The following is an 11,503-nucleotide window of genomic DNA, read 5'->3' as shown; positions in this document are numbered from 1 at the left end:
GCCAACACCGTCTTCGACAGCTACGATAAAATCCTCGACCAATGCGCCGCAGCCTGGAACTTCTTCGCGAACGAACCGGCAGCGATAACCTCGATCATGTCCAGAGACTGGGCAACGGTCAATATCTAGGGCCGTTGGTATGAGCACCCGCGAGGTGACGCAGCTTTTGGCCCTGCTGGCAAAGTTGTAAAATACGCCATTTCAAGTTGGGGTTACCTGCGCACAATACTTAAAAAACAATGAAAGACGCATTTCTAAGATATTGGTTTATATAAATCATAAACCCTGCCCACGCACGGACACAGCGCTTCAAACCTTCACAATCCCCGCCGCCACCCAGTCATCAAATCGCGCTAAAACCGCGTCTGAGAACGCCGGATCATTAATATGGGCGTCCAATTCCAGCAGTTCCACATTCGCCGGGCAGGCCCCCCGCATCTCGTCACAAAATGCCGCCAACCCTACCGCATCCTCAAGCGGTGCCCCCGGCCGATCCCATTCATGGCCACCCCGGATGGGCAAGAAAAACACCACCGGCCCCGCAGCCTCGGCCAGCTTGCCACAGATTTCCCGCGCCACCAGACGGCGCTGATCAGGGGTCTGAACCACCGAGGTCAGCAGCCGATTGTGGGCATGCGCCGGAGTGTCCTTGAAGGGGTCCGGCACGGGCTGCCACGCCACGAAGTCAATCAAATCATAGCAGCCAATTGACACCATCTGCGGAATCCCCACCCGCCCCGCATGGGTCATCCGATCCGCCCCTGCCGAGATCGCCGAGCCGAACAGGTGGTTCCCAACCTCCTGCGGCGCAAAATCCATCACCGCTGCGAACGCCCCATCGGCCGCGAGGCTTTCAAACGCCCGCCCGCCCATCCCGGTCGCATGAAACACTGCCACCTCAAACCCCCGCGCTTCCAATGCCGGCTTTAAGGCCACCATATAGCGCAGCACCGTTTTGCCGAATCCGGTCATCCCGACGAGCGGCTTTCTCCCTGTAGGCTGCTCCACGGCCCGCGCCGCCCCCAACACCGCTCCTGCGGCCTGAGACAACGAGGCCTTGCAGACCGAGTTCAGCCCATACAGCCCCCCCGCCCACAGGATCATCTGAATATCCGCAGCAAGTCGGGCAGGCGGAATCATCGGGCTGAAGCTGACGGTTGAGACGACATATTTCGGCACCCCTAACGGGAGCGCCGCACACAGATCCAACGCCAGATCGGTGCCCATCGACCCGCCCAACACCAGCACCCCATCAAACCGCCCCTCGCGATGCAGCCGCGCCGCCAAGGCCGAGGCCCCCCGCGCCATCGCTTGCATCGCGACGTTTTCATTCTCTACCGCAATGATCGCCGCAATCGTGGTTGCCGCCTCGGCCACCACCTCGTGCTTTGACCAATCCGTCGACGCTTTGGGGTTGCCCAGCACCGAGACATCCATCGTCAGGGCTTCACCGCCCTGCTTGCGGATCACCTCGGCCAGATATGTCAGCTCGTCGTCTTTGGTGTCATAGGTGCCGACGATCAGGATGCGATTGCCCATAATTTCCCCAAAACAGTCTTTACTACAGCTGAATCCATGCAGTTTTCAGATCGGTATACTTGTCCAGCGCGTGCAAGCTCTTGTCATGCCCATTGCCAGACTGCTTCACCCCACCCAGCGGCACCGAGTTATCAGACCCGCCATAGGTGTTCACATGCACCACCCCCGCGCGTATTCCTCGTACCATCCGATGCGCGCGGCTTAGGTTTGAGGTCCAAACGCCCGAGGCCAGCCCGAAATCACTAAAGTTTGCCAGCCGCAAGGCTTCGGATTCGTCCCTAAACGGAGTAACGGCGAGGATCGGACCGAAGACCTCCTCGCGAAACAGTCGGTGTTCTGGTCGCACGCCAGTCACCACCGTCGGTTCCATGTAATAGCCGCCGGTTTCCATCAGCGTGCGCTTACCGCCCAGAACAATCTCACCGCCTTCCTTCACGGCATCGCTGACGAAACCAAGATTGGCCTGCAACTGCACGTCGGAGTTCACTGCACCGATCTGAGTGGCAAGGTTCAGCGGATTGCCGACAAGCATTTTTGCGGAACTAACAGCCAGCATAGAGACAAATTCATCATGCACCGACGCCTCAACCAACAGCCGCGAGCCCGCCACGCAGACCTGCCCGGCATTGCGGAAAATCGCCGTTGCGGCGGCTTTTGCGGCGGCAGCCAGATCAACTGTATCGGCGAAAACCACGTTCGGGCTTTTGCCGCCCAATTCGAGATAGCAGCGCTTCAGGTTCGAGCGTGCTGAATATTCCAATAAGCGCCGCCCGGTTGACCCCGATCCGGTGAACACCATCACATCGACATCCATCGACAGGGCCAAGGCCTCACCCGTCACCCGCCCCGGCCCGGTCACCACATTGAACACCCCCGGCGGCACACCAGCCTCCAACGCCAATTCGGCCAGTTTCAGCAAGGTTAGAGACGCAGTTTCAGCAGGCTTCAGCACGATCGAGTTGCCCGCAGCCAAGGCTGGAGCGATTTTCCACGCGCCGATCATCATCGGGAAATTCCACGGCACAATCGCGGCCACAACGCCAACAGGTTCGCGGTGAATGAGCGCCAGAATGTTGTCGGCCGTCGGCGCGATCTGGCCATACACCTTGTCAATCGCCTCGGCATAATAACGGAAGGTTCCGGCAGCACTGCCCGGCTCGGCTTTCAACGCCATGCCAATATCGGTACCATTGTCGCGTACCCCCAAAACCGCCAGTTCGAGACTGTTTTTCTCAATAAGATCGGCCAAGCGATGCAACACGGCTTTGCGGCCAGCGGGCGGCATGCGCGACCAGATGCCCGCCTCAAAGCTCGCCCGCGCCGCAGCCACCGCGCGCGCCACATCCCCGGCAGAGGCGGCGGCGGTTGTGGTCAGTTTTTGCCCATTGATCGGCGAGAGCACCACAGTCTCCCCCGCCTCACCCTCCAGCCATTTGCCGCCGATCAGCAGCTTGCCCGCAGGCACGGCAACGGCGGCGAGACGGTCGATGTCACTTTGGGTTGGCGCGGCCATCAAGCACTCCTGTAGTATGAAAAGGGCGGCCGTTGCCAGCCGCCCGTTGTGTGTTTTGCATTAGACTTTGGTTTTGCCCAGATCGGCATATTTTGCCGGGTCTGCGGCTTTCAGTTTGGCCGCCAGCAAGATGCCGATGATCGCCGCAACGATCACGAGTGATGGCAACATCCACGACAGATGGCCTTGCGCCCCAGTCAGCGCGCCGAAGTCCATGAATATCTTGACGAACAGCACCGCCATGATCACGCCCGAGATGATCGGCAGGATCTTAGTGGAAAGTGCCGTCTCGCCCATCGCATTCTTGGCGAAAAACGCGATCACCGCAAACGAGGTCAGCGACATCAGGCCCAACACGCCAAGTGTGCCCAACTGCGACAACCACGAGAACAGGTTGAGCACCGGATCCAACTGGTAGACCACGAATACGGTCACGAAGATCAGCGCCAAAACGGTCTGGATCACCGAGCCGATATGCGGCGACAGGTGCTGCGCGTGGGTAAAGCCGACCGCAGCTGGCAGAATACCTTCGCGCCCGGTGACAAAGATGTAGCGGGCGATGGCGTTGTGAAAGGCCAACAGGGCCGCGAACACCGAGGTCACGAACAAGACGCCCATGACCATCGACAATGTGTCGCCCAGATAGGTGCTGCCCAGTTGGAACAGAAACATCGTCGGGTCCATGCCGCCCAGTGTTGGCATCAGCTGCTCATTGCCGATCCCCATCACCATCAGCCAAGAGGTGATCGAATAGAAAATCCCGATCGCCAGCACCGAAAGGAAGGTGGCGCGCGGTACGGTGATATGCGGGTCGCGGGCTTCTTCCGAGTAGATCGTGGTCGCCTCAAACCCGATGAACCCGGCGAAAGAGTACAGAATACCGATCGACCACGTGCCCGAGAAAATGTTTTCGGGCATGAAGGGCGCAAAGTTCAAACCGCTCGCGCCGCCTTTGGCCAAGATGACGATATCCAGCAGCAAGACGATGGCAAATTCAAAAAAAACCAGCACCATCAAAACTTTGGCCGATAGATCAACTTGGCGATAGCCCAGCACAGCGATGATAGCGATGGCAGCGTAAGACCAATAATACCACGGCAGATCCAGCCCAAACTGCGCGAAAGTGCCCGCAGCGGCATAACCGAACAGGCCCATCAACCCGATCTGCATGGCGTTGTAGGACAGCATCGCGATCAGGGCCGCAGCGCCGCCGACATGGCCGCCCAGACCCTGCGCCGCGAAGGCATAAAATGCGCCTGCGTTCTTTACATGTCGCGACATTGCGACATATCCGGCCGAAAACATCAGCAGAATCGCCGTTACGATCAGGAAGGTGCCGGGGATGCCGATGCCATTGCCCAGCAGCATTGATAGCGGAATGCCACCCGCCGCCCCAGTCAAGGGTGCCGCCGCTGACACCACCATGAACGTCACAGCCGCCACGCCCAGCGAATTTTTCTTCAGTTGGTTTGAAGGAATGCCAGCCTCAGCCATGTTGCACCCCCGGATGTGCGGAATTTTTCATACGCGGTCCCTTCCTGTCGGTTGACTGCCTCCGTTCATCGGCGGCTTTCGGTTTGTTATTTGAACCGTTGGTTCGATTTTATTTGACAGCACCCGCGACATTCTGTCAACTGAAATGAAAGCGCTGGCCTACGGGTCGGATCAGAATGTTGGGCGCAAAATGGGCACTGTTTCTAAAGCACTGGAATTGCTGGATTACTTCACAAAGGCGCGCCCGCTGATTGGGTTGTCGGATATTGCGCGTCTGGCTGATCTGAACAAAGCCACCTGTTTTCGCCTGCTGACCGAGCTTAGCGAAAATGGCTTCGTCGAGCAGGTCGGCACCAGTCGCGAATATCGGCTTGGCCCCAGCGTTCTGCGTCTGGCCGCACTGCGCGAGGCTCAAGTGCCGACGCGCGATGCGGCGATGCCGGTGCTGCAATCATTGGCGCAGCAAACCGGCGAGACCGCGCATCTGTCGCTTCTGATTGCGGATATTCTGCGTCCGCTGGCGCATGCCTACAGTGCGGCGCATGCCACCAAGGTGATGCTGGAAGATACCGAGACGCTGCCGTTTCATGCCACCTCGTCTGGCCTTGCGGTGCTGGCGTTTCAGCCCGAAGCCTTCCGCAACGCGGTGCTGGCAAAGCCGCTGGCGCAGCTGACCAGCACAACACTGACCAACCCCGCTGCCCTGCGCGCCCGCATCGCTGAGGTGCGCGGTTTGGGCTATGCCGAAAGCCGGGGCGGCTACGAATCGGATGTGCATTCGATGGCGGTACCGCTGTTTGACGCCTTGGGGCGCTGTAGCGGCGCGCTGGCGGTGGCGGCGCTTGGCACCCGGATGGGCGAGGCGCAGCGCCGCATGATCCGCTACGCACTGCTGCAAGCTGGCACCGAGATCACCACACTGTGGGGCGGCACTTTGCCCGCCGATATCGCGACACTGTGGCGCTTGGCCGCCTGACGGAAGGAAAGACGATGAAAGACGAAAACTACCTGAAGGCCAACAATGCCCGCAGCCTGTGGCATCCGATGACTGCGCCCTCTGACAGCCTAAAAAACCCGCCTGCAATCATTGTTGGCGGCAAAGGCGTGCGGATCACCGATATCGATGGGCATGAGACGGTCGATGGTGTTGGCGGGTTGTGGAACGTCAATCTGGGCTACTCTTGCCAGCCGGTGAAAGATGCGATCACGCTGCAGATGGAGCGGCTGCCGTACTACTCGACCTTCCGGGGCACCTCGAACGATTGTGTCATCGAACTGGCCGAAGAATTGCGCAAGTTTTTCGAGCCTGATGGGCTTGTGAGATCGTTCTTTACCTCTGGCGGGTCAGACTCGGTTGAGACCGCGCTGCGGCTGTCGCGACAGTATCACAAGATCCGGGGCGATCAGGGACGAGTGAAATTCCTGTCGTTGAAGAAGGGTTATCACGGCACGCATATGGGCGGGGCTTCGGTGAACGGCAACGCCAATTTCCGCACCATGTACGAGCCGCTTTTGCCCGGTTGTCACCATATCCCTGCCCCCTACACCTATCGCAATCCGTTCAATGAAACCGATCCGGCCAAGCTGGCGCAGCTGTGTCTGCAAGCGTTGGAGGATGAGATTGCGTTCCAAGGGGCCAGTACGATTGCTGCCTTCATCATGGAACCGATTCTTGGCGCGGGCGGTGTGATCCTGCCGCATGAAAGTTTCATGCCGGGCGTCGAAGCAATCTGCCGCAAGAATGGCATCCTCTTGATCGCCGATGAGGTGATCACTGCGTTTGGTCGCACCGGGGCTTGGACCGGCAGTCGGTTGTGGGGGGTGAAGCCGGATTTCGCCTGCACCGCCAAGGCGATCACCAACGGCTATTTTCCCTTCGGGGCCACGATGATTTCCGAGCGTGTGGCGGAGGTGTTCGAATCTGATGAGACCGGCAAAGCCGCCATTGGCCATGGCTATACCTATTCCGGCCATCCGGTTGGGGCGGCGGCGGCGCTGGCTTGTTTGGCGGAAACCCAGAAGCTGAACGTGACAGAAAATGCCGCAGCACGCGGGGCTGAGTTGTATCAGGGGCTGCTGGATTTGCAGGCCAAGCATGAGGCGATTGGCGATGTGCGCGGCGGGCATGGGCTGATGTGCGCGATTGAACTGGTGGCGGATCGGGCCACGAAAAAGCCCGCCGACAAGGCCATTCCGGGCAAGGTGCAGGCGGCGGCCTATAAGGCAGGTGCGATGGTGCGGGTGTCTGGCAACAACATTATCATGTCGCCGCCGCTGGTGCTGACCTCGGCGGATGTGCGGGTGATTTTGTCGAGTTTGGATGCGGGGTTTGCTGCGCTGTAGCGAGATGCGAATTCTTCCCCGCTGGGAATGACTTGTGTAAAATGAAGATTTTTAGGGATAATTCTACTACATGCGGTAGATTTTTCTGAACCAGCGCCCGTTTCAGCGCGCAATTTCAGCGCACAGCGTCTGCCAGACGCGGCGCAACGGCGCGCACGTGGGCGATATAATCCCGCAACATCGGCACCCGGCGCGGGCGAAAGCTTGCGCCGGAAAGTGTCACATCCTGCATCCGCCCCAGGTGAAATCGGCGGAAATCTTGCCGCAGGCAGCACCATGCCAGACACATCAACGCTTGATCAAAATACACAATCGACAGCGGCCAAATTTGACGCTCGGTCTGGGTGCCGTTCACATCAAGATAGGTCAAGCTGACCTCTTGCTCGGCCCAAGACGCTTCGCGCAACAAATCCACATGCGCGGGCGGCGCGGTGCGGGTTTGAAACTTGATCGAACGCGACACCGCATGAACTGCATGCCGCTGTACCCGTTCCGGCAGGGTGGCGACGATCTTCGCCATCGCCACTTCTGCCGCCTTGGCCATCGCCGGATCACCCATCTGGCGCACCTCGGCCAGACCCAGCACCAGCGCCTCGACCTCTAGCCTTGTGAACATCTGCGGTGGCAGCGCGGGGTCTTCGGTCAGCGTATAGCCCACCCCCGCCGCACCGTCGATCAGTGCACCGCCCGCCCGCAAACTGTCGATATCGCGGTACAGCGTGCGCACCGACACCCCCATTTCCTCGGCCAATCGCGCTGCCGTCACCGGTTGCGGCAGCATACGCAGCGCGGTCAAAAGGCGGAACAGGCGATCAGACTTGGCCATAGCATCCTGACGGTTTCTGGCAGCAGGCTTGCAGCATAAAGGCGCTATCGCAAAACACAACGGAGACAAAAAATGCTGACCCTGTTCCACGCCCCGCAGTCGCGCTCTTCCGCCATCGTAACCCTGCTTGATGAGATGGGCATCACCGACAAGGTCGAGATCCGTCCTGTCGCCATCCTGCGCATGGATGGTTCTGGTGGTGTCGATCCGTCCAACCCGCACCCCGAGGGCAAGGCCCCTGCGCTGTTGCACGACGGCCATCTGATCACCGAACGCGGCGCGATCATGCTGCACCTGACCACGCTGTTCCCCGACGCCGGGCTGGCACCCCCTGTCGGTGCGCCGCTGTGGGGCGAGTATCTGACGTGGCTTTCGTGGTATCAGGGCGTGTTAGAGCCTGTTTTGGTGATGGGCGCGCTTGGCCTTGACCATCCGGGCATCGCGCGCACCTTCCGTGGCCATCCCGAAGCCGCAGCCCGCATCAACGCCGCGTTGCAGAAGGGTCCGTGGCTGTTGGGTGAGACTTTTTCCGCCGCTGACCTGCTGGTGCATTCGCCCTACGCTTGGTTCAAGGATGTCACCCCCGATGATCCCTTGATCCGCGATTGGGTGGCGCGCTGCATGGCCCGCCCAGCGCGGTTGCGGGTGTTGGCAGCGGATGAAGCTGCGATGGCGAAAGTGGCCTGAACCAGACGAAAGGGCCAAAAGCAAAAGGGCCGCCCTATTGGCGACCCTTTTCAAATCAAATCGCAGCCTGACTTAAGCCGAGGCCTGAATTCAAGCGTTAACGCTGTCTTTCAACGCCTTGGCGATGGCGAATTTCACTTGCTTGTCGGCCGCTTTGGTCACGGTCTCGCCGGTGGCCGGGTTGCGAACCTGACGCTCGGGGCGCTCACGGCACGCCATCTTGCCCAGACCCGGCAGCATCACCGAACCACCAGCCGCAACTTCGCGCGCAACAACAGCCGCGACGGCGTCCAGTGCTGCTGCTGCGGTTTTCTTGTCCGCACCCATTGCGTCCGAGATCGCGGCAAGCAGTTGCGTTTTGGTCATGGCTTTGTTCATCGTCTTGTCCTTGTTTCCGGCCCTCATGCTTCAGGGGCCCTGATATGGCGGATATAGCGGCTTCTCATGGTTTTGCGCCCTATGGCAAGCCCTTTCGGCTTAAAATAAGGCATTTCCGTGCGGCGGGTCAGGTTTTCACGTCAGCTTGGGCATCGGAAAACGCGTTCGCAATACGTGCGAGGCAGCGATTTCTGATGCCTTGTAAATCTGAACCGCTGTGGTCAGAGGAAGGCAGTCTCTTCGAAGCTGCGCAACTTGCGGCTGTGGATCCGCTCGATCGGCATGTCGCGCAGGCGTTCCATCGCGCGGATGCCGATTTGCAGATGGCGCGAGACCTGGGTCTTGTAGAACTCGCTTGCCATGCCGGGCAGCTTCAGCTCGCCATGCAAGGGTTTGTCAGACACGCACAGCAAGGTGCCGTAGGGGACACGGAAACGGAAACCATTGGCGGCGATTGTGGCGCTTTCCATATCCAAAGCAATCGCGCGGGATTGGCTCAGCCGCTGCACCGGACCGGATTTGTCGCGCAGCTCCCAATTCCGGTTGTCGATGGTGGCGACGGTGCCGGTGCGCATGATGCGTTTCAGCTCATAGCCCTCCAACTGGGTGACCTCGGCCACCGCCTCTTGCAAGGCGATCTGAATTTCGGCCAGCGCCGGGATCGGCACCCAGACCGGCAGGTCGTCGTCCAAGACATGATCCTCGCGCAGATAGGCGTGGGCAAGGCAGAAATCGCCCAAAGACTGGCTGTTGCGCAGCCCCGCGCAATGGCCGACCATCAGCCAGGCATGCGGGCGCAGCACGGCGATGTGGTCGGTGGCGGTCTTGGCGTTCGACGGACCAACCCCGATATTCACCAGCGTGATGCCGTTCCCATCGGCGCGCTTCAGATGATAGGTCGGCATTTGCGGCGTCTTGGTTGACGGCAGGATCACCCCGTCTGGCGTGGTGATTTCCTGATTTCCGGTGGCGACAAAGCTGGTGTAACCTGTGTCTTCATCGGCGAGGGCGGTGCGGGCGTAGGCCTCAAACTCATCAATGTAGAACTGATAGTTGGTGAACAGCACATGGTTTTGAAAATGCATAGGATCGGTTGCGGTGTAGTGTGACAGGCGCGCAAGGCTATAATCTACGCGCTGCGCTGTGAACGGCGCCAGCGGCTGCGAGCCATCGGCGTTATGGGTGCGGGTGCCGTTGACGATGTCATCGTTGGTGGTCGCCAAATCCGGCACATCGAACACATCGCGCAGCGAAAATTCCAGCACACCCTCTTGCGGCACCGACACCGCCGGGTTGCCCGCCACCGCGAAATGCACCGGGATCGGCGTGTCTGAATAGCCGATCTGCACCGCAACATTGTGGTTCTGCATCAGCAGGCTGATCTGCTGGATCAGGTAATTGCGGAACAAATCGGGGCGGGTGACAGAAGTGGCATAGGTGCCGGGGCTGGCAACATGGCCAAAGGCCAAGCGGCTGTCGGTTTTGATATGGCTGCTGACGGTCAGACGGATTTCGGGGTAGAACGCACGAATACGGGTGACGGGTTTAGAGCCTGTGACCGAGGCGCTGAAATGCTGGGATAGGAAAGTCGTTGCATCGAAATACAGCACCTCCAGCCGATCCACTGCTTCAGCTGCGTCGGTGTAGAAGACTGGGCCAGTGAAATCAGGGATCAGGATCAGAGCGGGTTCGTCGTTCATGACATCATCTTCTTGTTTTTGATCGGGCATCTAAGGCCGAAGCAGGCGGTTTCGCAAGTGAAGTCTTGATGACGCAGGCTTGTCCGCATCTGGGGTCTTGCGAAGCAGGAGTAGGACGGGAATAAAGATGCGATGAAAACCTTGCTTTCCCTTGGACATGGCTATTCCGCTGCCGCCTTGGCCGCCCTGCTGATCCCGCTGGGCTGGCGGGTGATCGGCACCACGCGAGAGCCCGACCGGATCGCCGCGCTGCGCGATCAGGGGGTAGAGCCGTTGCTGTGGCCCTGCGAGATCGGCTCTGCGCTGAAGCAGGCGACGCATATCTTGGCCTCGGCAGCGCCGGATGGGTCGGGCGATCCGTTTCTGCACGCAGCCCGTGATCAGATTGTGGCCGCAGCCCCCGAATGGGTCGGCTATCTTTCCACCACTGCCGTCTATGGCGACCATCAGGGTGGCTGGGTGGATGAGGACACCCCGGTCAACCCGCAGTCAGGCCGCGCTGTGGCACGGGTGCTGGCGGAACGGCAGTGGTTGGCGACGGGGTTGCCGGTGCAGGTGTTTCGCCTAGCCGGGATCTACGGGCCGGGGCGCGGGCCGTTTGAGAAGGTGCGGGACGGTACGGCACGACGGGTGATCAAGGCCAATCAGGTGTTCAGCCGCATCCATGTCGCCGATATTGCCGCGACCTTGCTGGGGTCGATCCGGCATCCTGACCCCGGCATGATCTATAATGTCTGCGATGATAATCCTGCCCCGCCCGAAGATGTGCTGTCCTATGCGGCGGCTTTGTTGGGCTATCCAGAGCCCCCGACAGTGCGGTTTGAAGAGGCCGAGATGACGCCGATGCAAGTCAGTTTCTATTCGGAATCGAAGCGGGTTCGGAATGATCGGATCAAGCGGGATTTGGCGGTTAAGCTGGCCTATCCGACTTATCAGGATGGGCTTAGGGGGCTTTTGAAGTGATGGTCCCGCGTTGGGACCAGCCGTTAAACACTTGATTTAGAAATATTATCTGATTTCCGT

At 59.7% G+C, this 11,503-nt stretch carries 10 protein-coding genes; 4 read left to right on the top strand and 6 right to left on the bottom strand.

Annotation, left to right across the window (positions count from 1 at the left end):
* Window positions 1-309 precede the first annotated feature (309 nt).
* Genes Q7V03_RS10565 through Q7V03_RS10555 form a run of 3 tightly spaced genes read right to left on the bottom strand, consistent with a single transcriptional unit; the run spans window position 310 to window position 4,546 of the window.
* Window positions 310-1,539, bottom strand: a complete 1,230-nt coding sequence (locus tag Q7V03_RS10565) for a Tm-1-like ATP-binding domain-containing protein (RefSeq protein ID WP_304925559.1) — start codon at window positions 1,537-1,539, stop codon at window positions 310-312.
* 22 nt (window positions 1,540-1,561) lie between these two features.
* Window positions 1,562-3,052 (bottom strand): aldehyde dehydrogenase family protein, encoded by a 1,491-nt coding sequence (locus Q7V03_RS10560; protein WP_304925558.1) that lies wholly within the window; start codon window positions 3,050-3,052, stop codon window positions 1,562-1,564.
* 60 nt (window positions 3,053-3,112) lie between these two features.
* Window positions 3,113-4,546, bottom strand: coding sequence for an APC family permease (locus Q7V03_RS10555; RefSeq protein WP_304925557.1), 1,434 nt, complete (start codon window positions 4,544-4,546; stop codon window positions 3,113-3,115).
* Between the two features lie 190 nt (window positions 4,547-4,736).
* Here Q7V03_RS10555 and Q7V03_RS10550 point away from each other — a divergent pair, with 190 nt between their 5' ends.
* Both Q7V03_RS10550 and Q7V03_RS10545 read left to right on the top strand, forming a co-directional pair.
* Entirely contained in the window at window positions 4,737-5,522 is a 786-nt protein-coding gene (locus tag Q7V03_RS10550) for an IclR family transcriptional regulator (protein WP_304925556.1), read from the top strand.
* Between the two features lie 14 nt (window positions 5,523-5,536).
* Window positions 5,537-6,889: an aminotransferase class III-fold pyridoxal phosphate-dependent enzyme gene (locus Q7V03_RS10545; RefSeq protein ID WP_304925555.1), complete on the top strand. Its 1,353-nt coding sequence runs from the start codon at window positions 5,537-5,539 to the stop codon at window positions 6,887-6,889.
* A gap of 115 nt (window positions 6,890-7,004) precedes the next feature.
* On the opposite strand, the gene Q7V03_RS10540 is transcribed toward Q7V03_RS10545, so the two are convergent.
* Complete coding sequence (locus tag Q7V03_RS10540; RefSeq protein WP_304925554.1) at window positions 7,005-7,715, bottom strand: YafY family protein; 711 nt, start codon at window positions 7,713-7,715, stop codon at window positions 7,005-7,007.
* Between the two features lie 72 nt (window positions 7,716-7,787).
* On the opposite strand from Q7V03_RS10540, the gene Q7V03_RS10535 reads away from it, so the two are divergent.
* Entirely contained in the window at window positions 7,788-8,402 is a 615-nt protein-coding gene (locus Q7V03_RS10535) for a glutathione S-transferase family protein (RefSeq protein ID WP_304925553.1), read from the top strand.
* 90 nt (window positions 8,403-8,492) lie between these two features.
* Here Q7V03_RS10535 and Q7V03_RS10530 read toward each other — a convergent pair whose 3' ends face one another.
* Window positions 8,493-8,780 carry an HU family DNA-binding protein gene (locus Q7V03_RS10530; protein ID WP_054005549.1) on the bottom strand — a complete coding sequence of 96 codons (288 nt, stop codon included), beginning with the start codon at window positions 8,778-8,780 and terminating at the stop codon, window positions 8,493-8,495.
* Window positions 8,781-9,001: 221 nt separating this feature from the next.
* Complete coding sequence (locus tag Q7V03_RS10525; protein WP_304925552.1) at window positions 9,002-10,480, bottom strand: AMP nucleosidase; 1,479 nt, start codon at window positions 10,478-10,480, stop codon at window positions 9,002-9,004.
* Window positions 10,481-10,612: 132 nt separating this feature from the next.
* Here Q7V03_RS10525 and Q7V03_RS10520 point away from each other — a divergent pair, with 132 nt between their 5' ends.
* The gene (locus tag Q7V03_RS10520) at window positions 10,613-11,443 is read left to right on the top strand and encodes an SDR family oxidoreductase (RefSeq protein ID WP_304925551.1); all 831 of its coding nucleotides are present in this window, start codon (window positions 10,613-10,615) and stop codon (window positions 11,441-11,443) included.
* Window positions 11,444-11,503: the final 60 nt, after the last annotated feature.

Source organism: Cypionkella sp., from assembly GCF_030652235.1.
Taxonomy (GTDB): Bacteria; Pseudomonadota; Alphaproteobacteria; order Rhodobacterales; family Rhodobacteraceae; genus Cypionkella.
Note: the sequence above shows the minus strand (reverse complement) of the source record. Positions and strands in the feature narration are given on the sequence as shown.